This window comes from Cohnella mopanensis, from assembly GCF_022352055.1.
Taxonomy (GTDB): domain Bacteria; phylum Bacillota; class Bacilli; order Paenibacillales; family Paenibacillaceae; genus Cohnella; species Cohnella mopanensis.
In genome coordinates this window covers 1-19,706 of sequence record NZ_JAKRWM010000023.1, presented here as the reverse complement: position 1 = coordinate 19,706, position 19,706 = coordinate 1, and the positions used below count along the sequence as shown (strand labels likewise).

Genomic DNA, 19,706 nt, shown 5'->3' with positions numbered 1-19,706 from the left:
ATGCTGGACAAGAAGAGGTGACTGGACAATACATTATAGTGCTTTAAATTGTGCAAATGACAGCTGGAGCCACTGCATTAGCTATGAGGAGAATCCGGTGGCGACGGGGAGGGGAAGAATAATGAATAAAAATAGTGTGATTGCTGGTTGTCTCTTCCTTTCGCTTGTAGTAAACGCATTTTTGCTGAAAATGTATTTTGACGCTAAGCATAACCAGGTTACGCTTGAAAAAGGAATTATAATGAATGAATTTATTGAAAGGGAAAAGGGGCTAAGAAATTTCAGAGCATTTGTCGGCGAATTAGCAGCAAAATATGATGAACACGTCCCTATTAGTAAAGAACAATCTAGTCTTTATTGGTTATTGGCATTCCGTGAAGAATCGATAATTATGAAAGTCACATACGAGATACAAGCAGACTACGAACCTTACAATGATTATTTAGGATTCATTCAACAATTTGATAAAGAGTACATGGCAATTGGAAATCACTTTAAATCCAGGTTGCCGTTAATGACTAAGGAACAATTAGCAGCTTTTGCTTCTCGTTTAGATGGAACTTATGATTTGTTTATGAATCAAGCGTTACGAGATTGGAGAATCAGTAGAACGGGTAAAAAGGTAGATGTTCGATTCGAACCGCGCAAAGAAATACTTAATCAGGTGATACAAGAGCTAATATCGATTCGTGAAGAACTTGAAGCTCTTGAGTAAGCTATGCGGGGAATCCGATTGCGGCAGAAGTTACATAAACGAACCCGACCTGTTTCTTGGGCCGGGTTCACTTTGTATATGGGTTATCTCTCCAGATCAGCTAGCACCATCTCAAGGATAGAGTTGGTATCATCCTGGAGACTGCCGTTCAAATGTTCCTGAATGTAGGGGACTGCCGGATAGCCGAGCTCTACTAATTGCTCATAGGCTTCGTAATCGGTTTTCCAGAAACTACGCATACTACCCTCACCGAATTCTCCCTGTTCGATAACGGTGATCCAATGCTGAACTTGCTCGTGAAGTTGCTTCTGCTTTACTGCTGGAATCGCGGACTTATACGCCAAGTCTTTATCTTTCACTTGAGGCATAGCGTAGTACAATTGATCTTCACTTACGCATCTCCGAATCAATTGGCTAGTGGTTAAGTAATCGCCACCGACGCCATCCGCCGCGGATACGTATGCAATAAAATCATCGGTTCGATTCAATCGCTTTAAATCGTTATGTAGGCGATGAATGACATCTATAGCAATCAGGAAGAGCTGGGAGTCGACGATGTTCTTCTCAAAAATATAATTCTGATCTATATCCAGATAATCAGGTTCTTTCAGACTGATGCAATAGAAAATACTCAACCACTTTTGAAGACGTTCTGGCATTTCTTCATACATAAAGGAGTAGTCGCCTTCACCGTACTTAAATTGACTGTAGAGCTGCTCCCGGCTCTGATTGTAGTGGTCATAACCTTTTTCAAGATATTGCCTTTGGTATTTGATATAGGCTTCATCCACGCTTTGGTTTAACGAGGACAGATTGTTGATGTAAATGACATAGCTGCCGTGATATGTATCGGTATAAATGGAAAAGGTGTAGACATCATTGTTGTTTCCGTTTTGGATATAATCATCTAAAGCAGATTTACAAAATTCGTAAAGTGCGTCCTCCACGTCTTTGGATCCGACTAAGATTCCGTTTTCGGGTTTGTGTGTGCCTACTTCTACAATTTCCTTATCGGGTGTACAGAGTAGATAGGTCTCGCTACCTTCCAACTCACGTCTCCCACGGATCAACTTGCCAATATGCACATCATAAGAACTCATCTCTATACGCATCCCCTTAGATTAATTATTCTAAATTATTCCACACAATCAACTAATCTCCTTCTGGGCATGTGGTTCTCCAAAAAGCTTGAGTATGCCTGTGCTCACAAAAAGCCGGTATGCCCCTCTTTCGAGGTGCTACCGGCCACTTTTGTATATGACTAATTTATTTTTCACCAATATCTCTCCTATTGCGGGTCTTCTCTTACGTTTATTTCATCCTCCGTTTATACACCCTCATGGCGGAAGCGCAGAAGATACCGAGTATTGCCAAACACCATAAAACCGCCGCAAGCGTAGTTTTATCTGCCGATCCTCCGAGTAAAAGAGAACGAATGCTCTCGATAAGCGGCGTCATGGGCTGATATTCCGCGAATACGCGGATAACCGCGGGCATGCTGTCGGTGGGGGCAAAGGCTGAGCTTACGAATAATAGCAACAACAGGATGTAAGAAAACACTCCGGCTCCCTCGTAGGATTTGGCAAGCAAGCCGAAGGTGACGGCGATCCAAGTGAACGCAAGAATGCTAAGCAACAGAATGACAATGGCTAATACCCAACCCAACACGTCCGCTTGCGGCCGAAAGCCCATGCCGAAGGCAACGAGGAAAATGGCAAGCAACGAAACGACGTTGAAAACGAGCGATGCCACCACGTGACCTCCAAGGATGGAGGCTTTGGCGATCGGCATGGAGTGGAAACGCTCGAATACGCCTTTCGTGAGATCGTTATTGATACGGAGGGAGGAATAGGCCACACCGCTGGCAATGCAAAAGAGCAATATTCCCGGCAAAATGTAATTGATATAGCTTACATCGCCGGTGTTCATAGCTCCGCCAAAGATATAAACGAAGAGCAGCATCACCATGATCGGCATGGCGATGACGGTAATAATCGTGTCGATGCTGCGCGTGGAGTGGCGAATGACGCGTCCGCTCATGACGGCGGTGTCGCCTAGAAAATGAATGAGCTTCATTTGGAGCCCTCCTTTTTGCTGGTGACGATTGCGAGAAACACATCTTCAAGCGTAGGCAGCTTCTGGGCAAACTCGGCAATTTCTATGTCGGCTTCCGCCGCTTTCGTTAGCAATCGCAGCATCTGTCTTGTACTTCCGTCTGTAATGACGGAGAGCGTGAGATTGTTTGAATCTGCGGTCGCGTTGAATTCTTTGAACAGTTCGCGTGCTTGATTTAGCGTTGATTCATTGTCGAATCGAAGTTCGATATGACCCCGAGGCAATCTATTTTTAAGTTCCGCCGGACTCCCGGTAGCCACGATATGACCTTCGTGCAAGATCGCGATTTGATCGGCTAGATGATCGGCTTCCTCTAAATACTGCGTGGTTAGAAAGACGGTGACACCCGATCTCGCCAAATCCTTGATCATATCCCACATAGCAATACGGGCTTGCGGGTCAAGACCGGTGGTCGGCTCGTCGAGAAAGATGACCGACGGGTTGCCTAATAAGCTCATGGCCAAATCCAAGCGCCGACACATACCTCCGGAATAAGTGGAGATTCGGCGATCGGCGGCATCGAGCAAGTCAAAGCGGCGTAACAACTCCTCGGCTTGTTTGTCGGGGTCGGGCAAATGGCGGAGTTTGGCCATCATCCGCAGATTCTCGCGCCCGGTCAGGATGTAGTCTGCGGTTACGCTTTGTCCTGTCAGGCTGATCTCCTTGCGTATGTGCTCGGGCTGTTTGGTTACGTCATCGCCATTAATCTTCGCGCTTCCGCTGTCGGGTTGGAGCAAGGTGGCAAGAATTTTGATCATTGTGGTTTTACCCGCGCCGTTGGATCCGAGAAGGGCGAAGGTTGAACCCTTCTGCACGGTGAAGTTCACTCCGCGCAGAACCTCTACGTTCTTATAGGATTTTTTGAGGCCTATTACCTCAATGGCCCAATCGTTTGATTTCATCCCGATCTCCTCCTATCTTCCAAGCTTTTTATGAATGGACTCGTTCATTTTGGCTCTCATTTTCCCGGTCCAGGTCTGAGCGGAAACGCCTTCGAGCAAACCGTCGCAGAACGCCATAACGTCGTTTCCCACAAGCTCCAGAACATCCCGTCCTTCAGCGGCTGCCAACTCGAACATGTCGAGCATTTCGGGGAACAGGTTGATGACGCCAGGATCGGAAGACGCGAAATTGAGCATGTATCGAGATGCGATATTGTAAACTTTCGTGGTAATCGTTCGGGAGCGCTTTTGAACGTCTTACGCATTCTTTGTACGCCTTTTTTTGCTGCCGCAAATCTTTTAACGAAGCGGAAATGGTCTTAAACATGGCTATCCTCCTTTAGTTGAGCAAGTCTTGACGAAACATATCCCCACTTCTCCCAGAACAGGGACAGTTCGTGCCGCCCGGCTTCATTCAGACTATAAAATTTCCTTGGCGGTCCTTTTTCGGACGGTTTTTTCTCGATGTCGACGAGTTTATTTTTTTCTAGCCGTATCAAGATGGTGTAGACCGTTCCTTCGACAACATCTTCAAAACCGAGCGAATTTAGCGTTTTTACGATTTCATACCCATAAGTTTCTTTCCGGCCGATGATTTCAAGTACGCAGCCTTCCAAAACTCCTTTCAGCAATTCCGTAAGGTTTTCCATTGAAGTCCTCCATGCTACTTTGTATAACTTAGTACCACTATATAGTATCACCGAGTAGCTGAGATGTAAATAGGAGGAAAAAGCGGTGCTGAAAATAATTTCGATAGCTCCACCAATAGATTTCCACTATCTTCATGTTCATTTTTGATATTATGATGAAAAAGAGGTCAACTGAAGAGACGATTGTTCTTACGGAGAGTGGGAGAGAAAATGATCCAAATTCTAATTGTCGATGACGAGCCGGAAATTCGCTCGCTAATTCGCATTCACCTGGAGCGGGCGGGCTTGCAAATCATCGAAGCCGAGTCGGGGCGACAGGCGATTGGGCTGATACAAGAGCGTCCCATTGAATTAATGATTTTGGACTTAATGATGGATGATGGTAATGGCTTCGAGGTGCTTCAGTACTTGCGCAAAACGAGTTCAAAGACGCTCGTTATCGCGCTTAGCGCCAGAAGAGAGGTGCAGGATAAGGTGGACACACTCGGTTTAGGAGCTGACGATTATATCACAAAGCCATTTAGTCCAATGGAGCTGGTTGCCCGAGTTCAAGCCCAATTAAGGAGGTATAGTTCCCATGACTCCCATCCGTCCAAGGTCGTTCGATTAAACAACCTTGTTCTCGATGTGGACAATTTAGTTCTGCATAATGGCGGGATTCAGCACTTATTAACCGAGATTGAATGCCAGCTTCTGCAATTATTTATGACAAATCCCGATCGCACGCTGACCAGAAGACACATCTACCAACATATCTGGAAACATGACAATATTGACAACAATAACTTGAGTGTTTTTATTAACCGACTCCGCACTATGCTTGGAGACTCTGCTGATTCCCCGATTCACCTTCATACCATGCGGGGTATCGGATATCGGTTTTCAGGAGATGGACGATGAAAAATCGTACAAAGCTATGGGTCATTATGCTGATCAGCGCCGTGAGCAGCTTGGTTCTGTTTATTTTGCTTTCTATAGTTGTGGGTTCGATTTGGGCTAAGGGCTACAATTTAGAAAAGTTGAACTCCATTTCGCGTGAGACACTGAATCTAATCGAGCAGCAAAGCGCTTTGGACGCAAATAACATTCATCCACTACTGGATTCGGTTCATAGCCGGAATCCGGATTTGCGCTTGGAATGGATCGCTCCTGACGGGACGGTAATCTATGATACTTTAGGCGAAACGGGGCGTTACGACTTCAAGCAACTGGTGGATCGTATGGTAAATATGCCAAACAACCTTTGGGGTACCGACGAGCCTGTATCACTCGTTTATTCCCTTGACCAATATGGGCAGTCCTATTATTTACTCTTAAGTTTGCCAAGCGAAGCGATGCAAGAAGGGCAGTACTTCTTCTATGCGCGCACGAATAAGGTTATTTACACTTTAATCTTGCCATTCCTATTATCCGCCCTGGTGCCGTATTTGCTATCTCTATGGTTTTTCTCTTCTATTAATCGGCGCATCGGCAAGCTGAACAAGGCGCTCAATCATGTCAATTTTCAAAGCGACGTTATTGTGCTGGATGACAAATCGAAGGATGAGATCGGCCAGCTTACTCGGCATTACAATGAGATGGCGCATCGGATTCACAGCCAGACCGGTCAAATCAAGCAATTCGATAACCGGCGCAAGCTGCTGCTCTCCAATCTTTCCCACGATCTGCGAACACCGCTGACCCTAATTCTGGGCTATGCCGAAACGATTCGCGCAGGTGCCTATAAAGACGAGGACGAACTTCAGAGCGGTGCGAAAATCATTCTACAGCGATCCCGCTACATGGACAATCTACTGGATCAACTGCTCGACATCTCGCGACAGGATGAGGATTTACTCGAACTTCGATTCACTTTGCACAACTTGTCCGACATGATGCGACAGATCGTCGCTGATTACCTGTTGATTCTGGATGGTCAGGACTTCACAGTCGAAGTGGACATACCCGATAGGGACGTGAAGATTGCTCTCAATGCTCCTCTTATCGAACGAGCCTTCCGCAACTTGCTGGACAATGCTATTCGATATGGGAGTGAAGGACATTTCCTCGGAATCGGATTAACGGAAGAAGAGGAAGAAGTGTACATTACGATCAAAGATAGAGGCAGGGGAATCGCGCCTGAGGATCAAGGGCGTATCTTTGAACGATTCTATCGTGTTGATGGAGGAAGAAGAAGCGATGGATTCGGCTTCGGACTGTCAATCGTCCGAGAGATCGTAGAATCTCATCACGGAAGTGTACAATTGAGCAGCACTCCGTATAGGGAAACCTTGTTCCAAGTGAGTCTTCCAAAAAAGCAGTCGGGCTACCGGAATGATGATTAAGGGGAAATCCATTAATATTTCATTAAGATTATAAGATTTAAAATGATGCTAGGATAATAACTGTCGGGTTGTAAGCAACATAAATTATTACTAAAAGGTAGGTTGAGTATTGACCATGAAGAAGAAATCTCTTATCCGGTCTATGGTATTGGCGCTTGGTTTGACCTCCGTCATGCCGTTTGGCGGCAGCGTGATTTCAGCGAAGACGTCGGCCGATTTCACCGACCTAAAAGACTTGGACGCAGCGACGAAGGCCAAGATTGATGCGTTGATATCAGCAGGCGTCTTTGACGGTGTATCCGATAGTGATTTCGGATTGAAAGAAGAGATGAATCGCGCCCAATTCGCGAAGGTGTCAGCGCTAATTTTTGGCTTAAAAGTCGACACAGATCTCAAGGAATCATCCTTCAAAGACGTAAAAGCCAACGATGCTGCGACCGGCGATGCGTTACCCTTTATCGAAGCGTTGAAGAAAGCAGGAATAACGGATGGCGTGGGCGACGATAACTACGACCCTGCAGCCAAGGTGACCAAGGAGCAATTAGCCACATTTTTAGTTAAGGGATTGGGCTTGAGTAAGGGAGCGGCGACCCCGGCCCCAGCTGTTGACGATACCGTTTCCGACTGGGCTAAAGGTTACGTCGGGTTGGCTCTCCAGCTTAATTTACTAAATAACGCTCCGAATGGTACGTTCGGTGGAAAAATACCAGCAGATCGAGAAGAGCTCGCTGTTGGAGCCTTCGCATCCGCTAAAAAGTTCGAAGAGTCCCAACCTCTCGATGTGACAGGAGCGCGCTTTGAGGCAGGCGACAAGTTGAATCTGAAGTTGACTGTACGGATCGATCCAAAGTCCTTCGACCTGTCCCAGATTAAAATCAACGGCGTGCCGCTAGATCCGAAGCTAGATAGCTTCGAGCTGTCCGAGGACTTGAAGACGATCATTATCAAGTTGCATAAGGCTTTGCCATTCGATCCGTCCAATATGCCGTTAGTCGATATCAGCGACCTGATGACGCTATATGGCAATTTGGTGCAGAACAAGGAGGGTAACCCGATCCCAGTTACGGTAAGCGAATCGCTAGTTACCAAACCTGAGACGACTACACCATCGACATCGGAGCCTGCGACGAACCCGAATCCGAACACGGAATCGAACCCGAATCCGAACACGGAATCGAACCCAAACACGAATCCGAATCCGAACACGAATCCGAACACGAATCCGAACACGAACCCGAACCCGAACCCGAACCCGAACCCGAACCCGAACCCGAACCCGAACCCGAACCCGAACCCGAATCCGAATCCGAACACGAATCCAAATGATGGCAATTAATCTGACGATTAAGGCTTAAAGAAATATAACAGTATGCAGGTATTGAATACATCGCCAATTGAGGTAAGCATCTAGAATAAGGGAGCCCTCCGAGCTAGTCGGAGGGCTCCCTTTCGTTCCTTATTTCAATGTAATTTCGAACTTCGATTCGGCTTTGCCCGCGAACATGATGGTGCCGTTCTTGGGCAGCACGGTCGTATTGTCCGGGCTGACGACGCCGAAATCCACGATCATTCCGTTCTCGTCGTATACGGCATAAGAGCCTTCGGAAGGCGGTTCGACTTTCATCGTTTTGCCGGCGGCTCGGTCGGGGATAGAGTACCACTTCGCATAACCGCTAGCCGGAATCGTCACCGAGGAGCTCTTGCCCCAATAGATCGGCTTTAAGGCATCCCCGCTCACAAGCAGGCTGCCCCCGAGCTGAAGATACTCGATGCCGTCCTGCTTATAGAAATTGAGTTCATCAGAGTCCCTGCCGCCCATCGTCGGAATCTGAAGGTCGGTGGCCGCCGTATTCGGTCCCGTTATTTTTTTGTCCAATACGTAACCAGGCGCTTCTTTGAACAATTGAATTTGTACGGATGAGGTCAGCATAAAGGCGACGGAAGTATATTTTTCGTTGATCGGATAATAACGTTTGCCGTCACGCTCCGTCCAAGCGGCCAATGTCTCCTTGGAGACGTCATTGGGCTCGAGTTTCTCGGCGGCGTACTGCGACAAGGCGATCTGGCCGAGTCCGGGTAGCGCGATATATTGTCGAATCCAAATGTAGGTGCGGTCGTTCTGCTCCTTAACCAGGTTGATCTTCACGTTTCCGTCCGCGCTCATGAACGAGCCGTCCGCCGAATACGTGTACTTCTCGGCTGGATAATTCGGCACTTGCGGAGTGGTAATCGACATATCTCCGCCCGCGGAGATGTCGACCTTAATCAACTGATTCGTTGAGCCGTAGATCCCCGTAGACCCGAGCAATTCCTTCGGCATGTCGGCTTTAACCGGCTTTCCGTACGATTTCTCGGCCTTGATCTCGTCGATCTCGCCTTTCTCCTTCAATGCATGAAGCAGAATCTCCTTTGCTAGCAGCCCATTGATCGTGCTGGAGCCTCCTGAAGAAAGAACGGCAACCGCCATGTTCTTGCCGGGTAGAACGACTAGCGATGCATGATACAGAATCGTATCTCCGCCCTTGGTAAGCGCCTGAATGCCGTAGTCCCCAAACGGGAACAGGTCGACGCTGTCCCATCCCAATCCATAATTGACAGAGGTATCGGCGTCCTTAGGCCAGAGGCCTTTTTTGTACTCCGCTTGAGCCATCGCGTCTACCGAATGGGATGATAGGATGCCTTCGGTTTGTTTCGTGAAAATCTGCGAGAATCGAACCAAGTCCTCCGCAGTGGAATAGATTCCACCCGTTCCAATGGCGTTAACCGTCTCGTTCGGCAGTTGATTGCGAAAGCCGGGAAGGTAAAGTCCCGCCATCGCGGAGACGTTCAGACGATCCTGAGACGTTTGCGTGTTCGACATACCCAGCGGTTCGGTAAAAGACTGATGAATATAGGACGTGAAGTCCATGCCGCTGACTCTCTCAACCATAATCTCTGCTAGAGTAAAACAATCATTGCAATAGACCGAATAAGCCCCCGGGTCGGCTTTCAATTTCTGTTCGGCCAGCTGTTTCAGCAACGTATCGTGCACGTAAGTATCGTTATCCGCGAACAAAAATGCACTCGTCAGCGACGACCCGGCGAAACCAGCGGAATGGTTCAGCAGCATGCGAGGCGTAATTTTCTTGTAGCGTTCGTCTAGCATCGTAAAATCCGTTACGTATTTTACGACGGGCTGATCCAGATCGATCTTGCCCGCATCCACTAGCTTCATCACGGCTGCAGTGGTGAACATTTTGCTTGTCGAGCCGATCCCGTACATCGTGTTCGCGGTTAACGGCTTCTTCTCGGCTTTATCGTTCATTCCGGATTGACCGGAGACGACGATCTTTCCTTGATCGATCAGCGCGTATTGAACGCTTGTCGTGCCGTATTGTCCAGTCAGTAGTGCCGCTTTCTCGGATGCGGCCTTAAGCGTATCCTCGTAAGCCGGAGTCTTCTCGCTTGCGATGGCCGCCATTACGCCTGATGGAACGAGCATCGATAACGTCAGCGTCAGAGCAAATAGCCAAAACGATTTTCTTTTTTTCATGGTTACCTCCTTAGGGTCAGTCTAAATCTATTACGGGAAAAGCACCCCTTAAGTTCCTTAATTTTCTAACAAATCGTGCAGGCAAGTCGATCACCTACAAGGGAGCAAGCGACAGTTGGAGCGCAGTCCGCAAGGTCAACCCGGTAGCTTTTATGGAAAATGATATTGATCAAATGCAAATCTCATATATAATAATCCATAAATATCCAACTCAGTGAGGGAACAAAGTTTGTTTTATAGAAGATACTCAAGGAGATGATTCCATTGAATCCAACTCTTTCAGCAGACCTTGAAAGAATTCTAAAAAAGCTAGGGAATTCCGATTTAGTTTCTAAGTTAGTTAACGAAATATCGGGTAGCGACTTAAACACGCTTCTTCTGAAAGTATTCAATGAGAGATCAAAATTAATGTCTCCAAGCGAGCTACTTAATAGATATAAAGAAAACCGCTTCGTTCAACCAGCGATGGCAGATGTACTTCAGTTAAAGCAGTTGGAATTGGATATCTTGAAAATTGCTTTAAATCATAGGGCTTCTCCATTGCAGCTTTCCCCTGTTGCACCATTAGGTTGTACTTCTGTAGTAGGCAAGGTCGATCAAAACAAGGTCATTTCATCTTTAAGAGGAACGGAAGTCGTGTCAGACGCAACTAATTTAATGGCATTACACATCAGTGAATTAATCCAAACAAAAAAGAATTCAAGAGAGGATTTCATACGTATCTGCACGACACATAGACATATACGGGCACAATTTTTTGGAAATGCTCCTGGAATGTTACCTCACTTTCATTTGTTTTGTACGGTGACTTCGGGAATTGACCAAGGGGCGTATTCCTTTGAAAAAGAATCGTTTTGGGAACAAATTAGGATGTACCAAAGTATATTCAAGACGCTATTTGGTTCCGATATCGAGATAATATTCAGTGAACGTGAAGGCTACAAGGATAGTGCAGGCTTGTTATCAAGAGTCATTAACCATGGGAATGAGTTTGATATTGCGATTAGCATAAGCACTTCGAACAAGGAAAATCAGTATTACAAAGGGTTTCAATTTACAATTAAGACTGTGATCAATGGAATAGAGCATTATATTGGTGATGGTGGCTTTGTAGACTGGACACAAAAGTTACTAGGAAACAAGAAAGAGCGATTGCTAATTAGTGCAATTGGATTAGATAGACTCCTCTTGGGGCTTGGAGTCGACAGCGAAAGTAAGCGAGAGAAGTATAAAGGAGAGTTTCCAGATGAGAGTTCAATTAGAAGGAATTACAGTATTGTCGAATGATGTTTCCCGATTGGCGAGATTTTATCGTGATGTGCTTGGATTTAAGATCGTTATCGAGGAAAGCCATTATGTTGAATTTGTTAATGACGGAATTCGCCTCGCGATTTGTTCCAAGCCATTAATGGCCGACAATACGAACAGGCATTATTCCTTTATAGAAGAACGTAAGGGGCAAGCTTTTGAACTTAATTTTCAATGCGAATCTCCGGAAGCTGTCCGCAATATTTATGATGAGTATGTGTCGAAGGGAGCCACGTCGATTACGGAGCCGAAGTCAATGCCTTGGGGGCACACAACGGGATTTTTTGCGGACCCCGATGGTAATATTCATTCTCTCTTCGCGGTTAATCCACTAACATAAAATCCAATTCATACTATTTTGTCGTAAGGGATTCAAAATTTATCTATCCCAGGTTGACAAAGGGATATTTTTCCGCATAATATTGAGCATATGCTTAATGTTATGGGGAGAGAAAAGTTATGCCGACGAAGAAAGAGCAACAGGAGTATCGTCGCCAACAAATCCTAAGGGTTGCTCTGGAGCTGTTTGTTAGACGAGGTTTCTATGGTGTGTCCACCCGCGAAATTTCGAAAGCCGCAGGTATTAGCTCAGGCTTGATGTTTCATTATTTTGATTCCAAGGAGCATCTATATGAGGAACTAATCGCGATCGGCTGCGAGAAAATGAACGTGGATTTTGGGAGTGCCCTGGCAAATCCGCTCCTTTTTATAAACGAATTTACACACGAGATATTTAAGATGTTGGAGCAGAACCCGGACTCGGCCAAAATGTTTGTCTTGATGAGTAACGCGTATTTTCATCTGGATATCTCCGAGAAGGCGAATGCGATGCTGGCACGGCATCACATTATTGAACAGAGCGTGGCGATGATCGTGAAAGGACAGGAGATGGGACAATTCAAGCAAGGCAGTCCCCTTGCGTTGTCCGTGACCTTATATTCCGCTATCCAAGGCATTGCGCAAGAAGTGGCTTTGCATCCGGCCGTGCCGCTGCCCAATCCGGATTGGATTATCGATATGATAAAAAAGTGACCATTGAGGAGGAGGATTATGATTCCTGTTTCTAAACGCAATCTTGTCCTATTCGGTCTGATCGTACTGGTTAGCGGATGGATCGGTATAGTTGTGGATCGTGTGCTGAAGGATCAGCCAGAAGGAAATACGCTTGGTATGGGCCTATGGCTTGTAATGCCGCTGCTGACAGTGCTCGTATTGCGCTCCTTTGCAGGGGACGGGTGGAAGGACACCGGATTTCAACCTCGCTTTAAGGGTAACCTCATGTGGTATTTGGTTGCTCTGATCGTTTTTCCGCTTATTACAGCGGTCGTGCTGCTGGCGGGCGCTTTGCTGGGCTGGATAGATCTGTCCAACCTTCAGGCTTCTCCTTCATTGATGGGCGTAGTGATGGGGCTACTGTTAGGCCAATTCGTCAAAAACATATTCGAGGAAGCCGTGTGGCGTGGGTATTTAACCTCAAAGCTAGTACAGCTAAAGATGAAGGATTGGCATATTTACGCGATAGCGGGGATAATTTGGGGCTCGTGGCACATTCCTTATTATTTGTTTTTTTTGCCAACATCGGATATGTACAGCGTCCTGCCTGTCGATAAGCTGACCTTTGCTGTCGTTGCGATAGCGAACATGATTGGCTGGTCCGTCATGTTTGTTGAACTGTTCAGAGTGACGGGTTCCATCTGGCCGTGCATTCTGATGCACTCCGTGGAGGATTCGCTGATCAATCCTTTAGTGATTGACGGATACATAGCGATTTCTTCGGGAAAGGAGTGGCTAGTATCCCCTATTGCAGGCATACTGACGACTTTGCTATATGTGGGGGTTGGGCTTGCGATACGTGCCGTCAGGTATAAAAGAGATAGTTATAATCGCAATTCCTCATAAAATTACATCGTAAATTGTATACCCAAGGATACTATCCTACCCCCAACGGAATTGATAAAGTGAAAGATGAGATCAATAGTTGGGAGAATCGCGCGAATGAGCATGAAAAGAACGCTTCCTTGGATTTTCGGTAGACAAAACATCATCTTCTTCTTTCTTAGATTGGTAATTCTGATAGCTGGAATGGTCGCGTTCCAATCCGTACAAACGGCGTGGGCGCAGGAAACCCTCGATCAGGCCAACGATGGAAATAGCAATGCGGGTACAGCTGCTACTCTAGCAGGGCAGAGCTTTACGGCCGGTATGTCCGGTTGGCTTCATAACATCGAACTACAACTGTATCTCAATAGTGAATCGCAACAAAGACCGAAGGCGGAGATTCTTGAGGGAGAAGGAATGCATGGACGAGTACTGGCAACGGCAGACATTCCCTATTCCTCGGGCAACTCCGGATGGCAGCGAATCACGTTCGTAGAGGGAGTTCAAATCCAAGCGGGCAATAAATACACGATCCGCCTGAAGGGGAACGATCAGGGAGGCTATGTGGCTCTAAATTGGTCAGCCATATCCAATAACCCCTATGTGGCCGGCGTTCACTATATATCGGACTTTATTCTCGATTACGATACGATTTTTCGAACCTACGTATCGAATGAACGCCTAGACTATAAATCCTCGAACTTAACTTTGAACGTATCGCCCGCCCGATATGGTCAACAAACGAGTCTTTCAGCGTCCTTAACAAGCAATGGTCAACCCCTAGCGAATTTTAGCGTTACTTTTTGGCTGAACGGAGATTCCGTGGGTACGGCCGTAACCGATCAATCCGGGATTGCCAAGCTTGCATACACGGTCGATAAAAGGCCGGGAAACTATACGCTTAACGCGACTTCTTCCGCTCAAAATAATGTCGTTAGCGCGACTAACGTCGCAACTTTATCCATTTTAAAGGGTGAGTTAACCGTAAGCGCCGACGATGCCAATCGCGAGTACGGCGCATCCGACCCTGTATTCACGGCTAGCTTTTCGGGACTTGCTCCGAATGACTTACCGGGAAGGTTGGGAAATCTCTGGTTTACGACGAATTCGACAATCGGTAGCCCGGTGGGGATCTATTCTCTTGAAGTATCTGGATTATCAACTACGGATTACGACGTTTCATACGAATCGGCAAAGTTAAGGATAACTAAGGCTCCCCTGATCGTAACGCCGACGGATGTTTCTCGGGAGTATGGCGCAACGAATCCCGGGCTGACCGGAACGGTATCCGGAGTGAAAAACAGTGATAATCTTCCTATTGTCTATACGACGACGGCGGCTACATATAGCAATGTAGGCCAATATCCGATATCGGCCACTCTCGGCGATCCGGATAATAAATTAGGGAACTATAATGCGACTTTCAACCAGGGGGCATTAAACGTAACGGCAAAGCCGTTGATCGTAACGCCGGATTCTTACTTTCGTTGGACCGGAGACCCGAACCCCGAGCTGTCGGGGACGGTTACCGGACTAGTCGGCGATGACGAGATCGAGTCTGCGTTCCTGGTAACCGCGGACGAATTGAGCGAACCTGGGGATTATCCGATTACAGTGGAATGGAACGATCCGTTGAATCGACTCCCTAACTATAACGTTATACAGAACGGCGGTATCCTTAGGGTGTACCATGCCCCCCTCATTCTCTTCGGCAGCGGCGAGGATGCAGATAGGGTAACGCAGGATCTTACCCTGCCCGATAAAGACTCGGAGGGTTTTGACATAGACTGGTCTTCCACCAATGACCGTATCGTAGATCCGCGGAACGGTAAAGTGGTTCCCCCTACATACGATACGGGGGATATGGAAGTCGTACTGAAAGCCGCCGTGTCTCGTTACGGAAGGGAAGATAGCCGATCATTCCGCCTTAAAGTGCTAGCATCGGCGCTTACCGATAAAGAATCCGTAGAACGGGCTCGCGACGCTCTGGAGATTCAATATGGCGGGGATGACCGTGCGGATTCCGTTACCTTGCCGTTAGGATTGAATGATCCGGCTTTATTCGAGACGAGGACGACTTGGACTTCGTCTCGTCCGGACGTGATCGATCCGGCGACGGGGAAAGTCGTTCGTCCTTCCTATCCAAGCGGTAATGCACGCGTCTTGCTCGAAGCGCATATCACGAAAGGAACAGAGCTTGCGATCCAAACGTTTGACCTTACGGTATTGCGATTGCCTCTCGTTCAGCAACCTGGCAGCGGCAGCGGCGGCGGTTCTTCGCTCTCGGGGAACGCAACGTTGAAATCGCTAGACCTGCGTGTCGGTAAGCAAGTACTCGAATTGAATCCGAAGTTCAGCGCGGACGTGGTCACGTATACCGCGGAGACGAAAGTCGGGCAGATCGCGATCGCCGTAAGTGTCGACCATGCGGGCGCGGAAGTTACGATGAGGATGAACGGCAGATCGTTAAGTAATGCCGAAACGACTGATCTGAATGTCGGCGATAATCGGTTAGAAATAACGGTAAAATCCGAGAATGGAACGAAGAAAACGTATACGGTCCTCTTGCATTACGTACCGGAAGTAAAGGAAGTACCGGAATTACCGAAGGAGCCGACCGAGGAACTTTTACCGTTCGCAGATATAACCGGACATTGGGCGGAGCTCCAGATTAGGCAAGCGGTTGCCCGGAAATACGTAAGCGGCTATTCGGATGGGACGTTCAAGCCGAACGGCGCTGTTACCCGAGCCGAATTCGTCGTGATGCTGATGAATGCTTTGAAACCTAATCGAAGCGATACGGAACTGAACTTTACCGATCAGCATGAGATTCAAACATGGTCGCGAAGTGCGATAGCAATGGCGGTACAAGAGGGGATCGTACAAGGTTACCCGGATGGCAGCTTCGGACCGAATGAAAGCATAAACCGCGCGGAGATGACCAAGATCATCGCTAATGCGCTCAAATTGCCAACGAACTTGTCGTCAACCGATTTCTCCGACAATTCGGACATCCCTCAATGGGCAATAGGCGCCGTTAACGTCCTCCACTCGAATAATATCATCAAGGGGCGCGCCGGCAATCTTTTTGCCCCCCACGAGCCCTTGACCCGTGCGGAAGCCGTTATCTTGATCATGAGATTAACAGATTAACCGCTGGATGCACTATTGCTGCATGCGGGGAATCCGATGCTGGATGGTTTACATTGAATATCAGCGAACGGCGAGAAAAAGACCCCGGCAGGGGTCTTTTTGATATGCTTTCGTTATGTTCTAGGAGTCGACTGTTCTTCCCCGTGAAGCTCGTTCAAATGAGCAATTGGCCGTATGTGAATAAGGAAGGAATTTCAGGTTTTACGAAGAATTATATAAACAAACCGATAAAATGAAAATTCGATTACTTCCTCAGTAGTCAATAAAGTGGGATGCAAAGATGACCAATAGAGAGCAATCGATTATTAATTCTTCAGGAAACAAAATTATTACAACGGATAAAGTGATTACGATAGTCGGTAAAATAGATGAACCGCTTATTTTGATATTGGATAACGTATTAAGCTCCTCGGAATGCGAAGCTCTGATTGATCTAGCAAAAGGTAGAATGCAGAGGGCTAAAATCGGCAAATCTCATCTCGTAAGCGATATTAGAACGAACAGCAGCATGTTCTTCGAGGAAAGCGAGAATGAATTGATTCATACAATCGAAACTAGAATAGCCGATCTGATGAATATACCGGTTTCACATGCTGAACCGTTACAAATTCTACATTATAATGCCGGGGATCAGTATCAGCCCCATTTTGACTATTTTACGTCCGCAGATGTGGCCAACAATCGGATTAGTACGCTGGTGATGTACCTAAATGACGTAGAAGAAGGCGGCGAGACGCATTTTCCTTCGCTTCATTTTTCGGTAATGCCCAAAAAAGGCAGTGCCGTCTATTTTGAATATTTTTATAACGATAACAGCTTGAATGCACTCACGCTACATGCAGGGAATCCCGTCGCAGTCGGGGAAAAATGGGTCGCGACGCAGTGGATGAGAAGACAAAGGCTTCGTTAGATATAGTGTTGTAAATTCAAAATACAGAGCATGGGGGGAACGACCTCCGATGCTCTGTATTTTTTGTATGCTCTTTAAGAAACCGCCTTATTTAGCTATGAGCCAATATCGTCGTCGCATTCTTTTTGGCAGACATGGAGGCAAGCGCAGATTCATTGAATCCCTTAAAGATGAGCCACACCGCGAGGGTCATTTCATTAGCTGCAACGGGTAGCGCCAAAATACCACCCCAAACGGATACTTGTTGAATGACACCGAACATGACTAACAAGGCTTCAATAAAAACAAGTGTTGCCCCTGTCATACCCAAGATAGGTATAAATTTCGGTATGAGCTTGGATTTATAAAAGATATAACTATACATCATCGTGTTGATGCCCAGCATGAGGGCAGGCCCTAGCAGAAAGGTCCAGTCATGTACTGCTTTCAATAAAGCGCCTGAAGCTTGATAATAGGCGGCGTCCGGGGTGCCTGCTGCTACAAATTCCCGGCTTAAGGTCAATAGGGACAGTACGCTGATGATGCCGACAGTGATGATAACCGCTTCGAGAAATCTGAAGCAAACATGCCAAAGAGCTATCGTTTCATTATATTTTCTCAGAATCGGAAACATTGTAGTCGCGGTACCAACCGCCGAAACGACGAGGATTAACTCCATAAGCGCTCCCAGTATCACCTGGTTGGCGTGTTCGGAACCTTTAATCAGGTAATCGGGACCTTTAAGGATAGGATCATACAAACTAAGGCCTATTATCGAAGTGACGGCTGCAAGAATAAACAGAACCCCCACGATTTTTGCAGCTACTTTGTTTGAATTCATTTTTTTATCTCCTTCTTTAATAAATTCAAAGTCAGTAAACGCAATGATAATCCTAGTTCTTACTCCTTCGTGTTATCCCCGTAAAAGAATACCTCTTCCAAAGGCATGTTGAAGGCATGAGCGATGCGAAAAGCTAGCTCCAACGAAGGGGAGTAGTTTCCCTTCTCAAGCGCAACGATGGTTTGCCGGGTTACGCCCACCTTGTCAGCCAATTGCTGCTGCGTCATTTCGTCATGGTTGAATCGTAATTTGCGGATGTGATTGCCGACAAGATTTTTCCCCATCTTAGACTCCTCTCCGATAGTGATAAAGTTTCGTAACGGAGCCGGTCACATCGGAAATGAATCCCGAGACAATCAACGTGACGAACATCACCTGCACAGGCTGTTCGATGACCAGCGATCCCATGGCGAGAAGAAAACCGAGGATAAATACGAAGAATCCGTTTCGGTTCGCCTTTAATTCGATGTGTTTATCCAGTTCGTCCGCGAACGCCGGCTCCTTCTCTCCAGTCGTAATCCGAAAAACGATGTTGAAAACGATGCTGATCACGATATGTGCGAAGATGGAAACCAAAGTCAGGACGAGGACGAAGGAGCCCCAATAGTGAAAAGCTTCCGTCGACTCCAGTCCTTCCTCCGGATACCGCACGTACTTGTACGCGCAAAAAGAAACGAAAATGAGGATGGCGCTAATAATCGATACGATGCTCTTCTTTTCTTGATAGGTCATGCCGCACACCTCCTATAGGATGAAATTTCCAAGTTAGGTTTGATATACATAATGTATATAAAACCATTCATAGTGTCAAGTTTATTTTACATTAAAGGCCGAAATATCCCCGAAATAGGCGGTGCTCTGGCCGCTCTGATAGCACAGGTTACTGTTGCGGAGCGATTTAAGGATCAAATAGGTTGTAATACTATTTATATTTTCTACCATTTAGTATAATCAATAGATAGATTAGAAAGGGGTATCCTCATGGAAAAATACAGAAGCAAATTATCCATCATGATTATGATTGCGCTGATTTGTCAATTAGGGATAAACGCATTCCTGACTGAACCAGCCCACGCAGCTGCTAATGCAATCCCCGTTCTTACGGCTAGCGGCGGTTCGAGCGCATTTGTGTCAGGCAATAATGTGACCTCTACGCCTGTCGTCATTGATTCCGGAATTACGGTATCCGATCTGGACAATACCACCTTAGCCAGCGCGACAGTTGCTATTACCGGCAACTTACATTCGGGAGAAGATGTGCTGGGCTTCATCAACGACGGTGTGACAAATGGAAATATCACGGCAAGCTACAACGCCCTTACCGGCGTGATGACGCTGACTTCTTCAGGTGCTAGCGCAA

Annotated in this window: 20 protein-coding genes; 11 read left to right on the top strand and 9 right to left on the bottom strand. The window is 46.8% G+C overall.

Translation table 11 applies throughout. From position 1 onward, the window contains the following. The first annotated feature begins 121 nt into the window (after positions 1-121). The gene (locus L3D05_RS23880) at positions 122-715 is read left to right on the top strand and encodes a hypothetical protein (RefSeq protein WP_239618894.1); all 594 of its coding nucleotides are present in this window, start codon (positions 122-124) and stop codon (positions 713-715) included. Positions 716-798: 83 nt separating this feature from the next. Here L3D05_RS23880 and L3D05_RS23875 read toward each other — a convergent pair whose 3' ends face one another. From L3D05_RS23875 to L3D05_RS23855, 5 genes are all read right to left on the bottom strand, one after another. Beyond that, on the bottom strand, positions 799-1,815 hold the full coding sequence (locus tag L3D05_RS23875) for a hypothetical protein (RefSeq protein WP_239618893.1): 1,017 nt from the start codon (positions 1,813-1,815) through the stop codon (positions 799-801). A 211-nt stretch (positions 1,816-2,026) separates the two neighbouring features. After that, on the bottom strand, positions 2,027-2,791 hold the full coding sequence (locus tag L3D05_RS23870) for an ABC transporter permease (protein WP_239618892.1): 765 nt from the start codon (positions 2,789-2,791) through the stop codon (positions 2,027-2,029). After that, entirely contained in the window at positions 2,788-3,732 is a 945-nt protein-coding gene (locus L3D05_RS23865) for an ATP-binding cassette domain-containing protein (protein WP_239618891.1), read from the bottom strand. The genes L3D05_RS23870 and L3D05_RS23865 overlap by 4 nt, the downstream gene beginning before the upstream one ends. Positions 3,733-3,744: 12 nt before the next feature. Continuing rightward, on the bottom strand, positions 3,745-3,984 hold the full coding sequence (locus L3D05_RS23860; RefSeq protein ID WP_369418007.1) for a DUF1048 domain-containing protein: 240 nt from the start codon (positions 3,982-3,984) through the stop codon (positions 3,745-3,747). A gap of 107 nt (positions 3,985-4,091) precedes the next feature. Further along, a complete protein-coding gene (locus L3D05_RS23855) occupies positions 4,092-4,421 on the bottom strand; it encodes a PadR family transcriptional regulator (RefSeq protein WP_239618889.1) in 330 nt (109 codons plus the stop codon). A gap of 210 nt (positions 4,422-4,631) precedes the next feature. Between L3D05_RS23855 and L3D05_RS23850 the strand changes: the two genes are divergently transcribed. The 3 genes from L3D05_RS23850 (at position 4,632) to L3D05_RS23840 (ending at position 8,081) form a co-directional block, all read left to right on the top strand. Next, complete coding sequence (locus tag L3D05_RS23850; protein WP_239618888.1) at positions 4,632-5,321, top strand: response regulator transcription factor; 690 nt, start codon at positions 4,632-4,634, stop codon at positions 5,319-5,321. Beyond that, on the top strand, positions 5,318-6,745 hold the full coding sequence (locus L3D05_RS23845) for a sensor histidine kinase (RefSeq protein ID WP_239618887.1): 1,428 nt from the start codon (positions 5,318-5,320) through the stop codon (positions 6,743-6,745). The genes L3D05_RS23850 and L3D05_RS23845 overlap by 4 nt, the downstream gene beginning before the upstream one ends. A 115-nt stretch (positions 6,746-6,860) precedes the next feature. Beyond that, on the top strand, positions 6,861-8,081 hold the full coding sequence (locus L3D05_RS23840; protein WP_239618886.1) for an S-layer homology domain-containing protein: 1,221 nt from the start codon (positions 6,861-6,863) through the stop codon (positions 8,079-8,081). A 120-nt stretch (positions 8,082-8,201) separates the two neighbouring features. On the opposite strand, the gene L3D05_RS23835 is transcribed toward L3D05_RS23840, so the two are convergent. Beyond that, entirely contained in the window at positions 8,202-10,277 is a 2,076-nt protein-coding gene (locus tag L3D05_RS23835) for a serine hydrolase domain-containing protein (RefSeq protein ID WP_239618885.1), read from the bottom strand. A 264-nt stretch (positions 10,278-10,541) separates the two neighbouring features. On the opposite strand from L3D05_RS23835, the gene L3D05_RS23830 reads away from it, so the two are divergent. The 6 genes from L3D05_RS23830 to L3D05_RS23805 all read left to right on the top strand — a co-directional run bounded on the left by L3D05_RS23830 (position 10,542) and on the right by L3D05_RS23805 (position 17,526). Further along, entirely contained in the window at positions 10,542-11,564 is a 1,023-nt protein-coding gene (locus L3D05_RS23830; protein ID WP_239618884.1) for a hypothetical protein, read from the top strand. After that, positions 11,524-11,925: a VOC family protein gene (locus tag L3D05_RS23825; protein WP_239618883.1), complete on the top strand. Its 402-nt coding sequence runs from the start codon at positions 11,524-11,526 to the stop codon at positions 11,923-11,925. The genes L3D05_RS23830 and L3D05_RS23825 overlap by 41 nt, the downstream gene beginning before the upstream one ends. 119 nt (positions 11,926-12,044) lie before the next feature. Then, entirely contained in the window at positions 12,045-12,617 is a 573-nt protein-coding gene (locus tag L3D05_RS23820; protein ID WP_239618882.1) for a TetR/AcrR family transcriptional regulator, read from the top strand. An 18-nt stretch (positions 12,618-12,635) separates the two neighbouring features. Next, positions 12,636-13,484 (top strand): CPBP family intramembrane glutamic endopeptidase, encoded by an 849-nt coding sequence (locus L3D05_RS23815; RefSeq protein WP_239618881.1) that lies wholly within the window; start codon positions 12,636-12,638, stop codon positions 13,482-13,484. Positions 13,485-13,580: 96 nt separating this feature from the next. After that, a complete protein-coding gene (locus L3D05_RS23810) occupies positions 13,581-16,616 on the top strand; it encodes an MBG domain-containing protein (protein WP_239618880.1) in 3,036 nt (1,011 codons plus the stop codon). A gap of 280 nt (positions 16,617-16,896) precedes the next feature. Next, positions 16,897-17,526: a 2OG-Fe(II) oxygenase gene (locus L3D05_RS23805; RefSeq protein WP_239618879.1), complete on the top strand. Its 630-nt coding sequence runs from the start codon at positions 16,897-16,899 to the stop codon at positions 17,524-17,526. A 91-nt stretch (positions 17,527-17,617) separates the two neighbouring features. Here the strand turns inward: L3D05_RS23805 and L3D05_RS23800 are convergent, their stop codons facing one another. Genes L3D05_RS23800 through L3D05_RS23790 form a run of 3 tightly spaced genes read right to left on the bottom strand, consistent with a single transcriptional unit; the run spans position 17,618 to position 19,078 of the window. After that, positions 17,618-18,346 carry a DUF4386 domain-containing protein gene (locus L3D05_RS23800; RefSeq protein ID WP_239618878.1) on the bottom strand — a complete coding sequence of 243 codons (729 nt, stop codon included), beginning with the start codon at positions 18,344-18,346 and terminating at the stop codon, positions 17,618-17,620. Between the two features lie 59 nt (positions 18,347-18,405). Further along, complete coding sequence (locus tag L3D05_RS23795) at positions 18,406-18,630, bottom strand: helix-turn-helix transcriptional regulator (protein ID WP_239618877.1); 225 nt, start codon at positions 18,628-18,630, stop codon at positions 18,406-18,408. A gap of 1 nt (position 18,631) precedes the next feature. After that, positions 18,632-19,078 (bottom strand): hypothetical protein, encoded by a 447-nt coding sequence (locus L3D05_RS23790; protein WP_239618876.1) that lies wholly within the window; start codon positions 19,076-19,078, stop codon positions 18,632-18,634. A gap of 249 nt (positions 19,079-19,327) precedes the next feature. Here L3D05_RS23790 and L3D05_RS23785 point away from each other — a divergent pair. Then, the coding region (locus L3D05_RS23785; RefSeq protein ID WP_239618875.1) for a hypothetical protein at positions 19,328-19,706 on the top strand (379 nt) is incomplete at its 3' end.

Excerpts from the sequence above, each read along its gene's own strand:
- L3D05_RS23880 (WP_239618894.1), top strand. The coding sequence starts at position 122 with ATGAATAAAAATAGTGTGATTGCTGGTTGTCTCTTCCTTTCGCTTGTA.
- L3D05_RS23875 (WP_239618893.1), bottom strand. The coding sequence starts at position 1,815 with ATGAGTTCTTATGATGTGCATATTGGCAAGTTGATCCGTGGGAGACGT.
- L3D05_RS23870 (WP_239618892.1), bottom strand. The coding sequence starts at position 2,791 with ATGAAGCTCATTCATTTTCTAGGCGACACCGCCGTCATGAGCGGACGC.
- L3D05_RS23865 (WP_239618891.1), bottom strand. The coding sequence starts at position 3,732 with ATGAAATCAAACGATTGGGCCATTGAGGTAATAGGCCTCAAAAAATCC.
- L3D05_RS23855 (WP_239618889.1), bottom strand. The coding sequence starts at position 4,421 with ATGGAAAACCTTACGGAATTGCTGAAAGGAGTTTTGGAAGGCTGCGTA.
- L3D05_RS23850 (WP_239618888.1), top strand. The coding sequence starts at position 4,632 with ATGATCCAAATTCTAATTGTCGATGACGAGCCGGAAATTCGCTCGCTA.
- L3D05_RS23845 (WP_239618887.1), top strand. The coding sequence starts at position 5,318 with ATGAAAAATCGTACAAAGCTATGGGTCATTATGCTGATCAGCGCCGTG.
- L3D05_RS23840 (WP_239618886.1), top strand. The coding sequence starts at position 6,861 with ATGAAGAAGAAATCTCTTATCCGGTCTATGGTATTGGCGCTTGGTTTG.
- L3D05_RS23835 (WP_239618885.1), bottom strand. The coding sequence starts at position 10,277 with ATGAAAAAAAGAAAATCGTTTTGGCTATTTGCTCTGACGCTGACGTTA.
- L3D05_RS23825 (WP_239618883.1), top strand. The coding sequence starts at position 11,524 with ATGAGAGTTCAATTAGAAGGAATTACAGTATTGTCGAATGATGTTTCC.
- L3D05_RS23820 (WP_239618882.1), top strand. The coding sequence starts at position 12,045 with ATGCCGACGAAGAAAGAGCAACAGGAGTATCGTCGCCAACAAATCCTA.
- L3D05_RS23815 (WP_239618881.1), top strand. The coding sequence starts at position 12,636 with ATGATTCCTGTTTCTAAACGCAATCTTGTCCTATTCGGTCTGATCGTA.
- L3D05_RS23810 (WP_239618880.1), top strand. The coding sequence starts at position 13,581 with ATGAGCATGAAAAGAACGCTTCCTTGGATTTTCGGTAGACAAAACATC.
- L3D05_RS23805 (WP_239618879.1), top strand. The coding sequence starts at position 16,897 with ATGACCAATAGAGAGCAATCGATTATTAATTCTTCAGGAAACAAAATT.
- L3D05_RS23800 (WP_239618878.1), bottom strand. The coding sequence starts at position 18,346 with ATGAATTCAAACAAAGTAGCTGCAAAAATCGTGGGGGTTCTGTTTATT.
- L3D05_RS23795 (WP_239618877.1), bottom strand. The coding sequence starts at position 18,630 with ATGGGGAAAAATCTTGTCGGCAATCACATCCGCAAATTACGATTCAAC.
- L3D05_RS23790 (WP_239618876.1), bottom strand. The coding sequence starts at position 19,078 with ATGACCTATCAAGAAAAGAAGAGCATCGTATCGATTATTAGCGCCATC.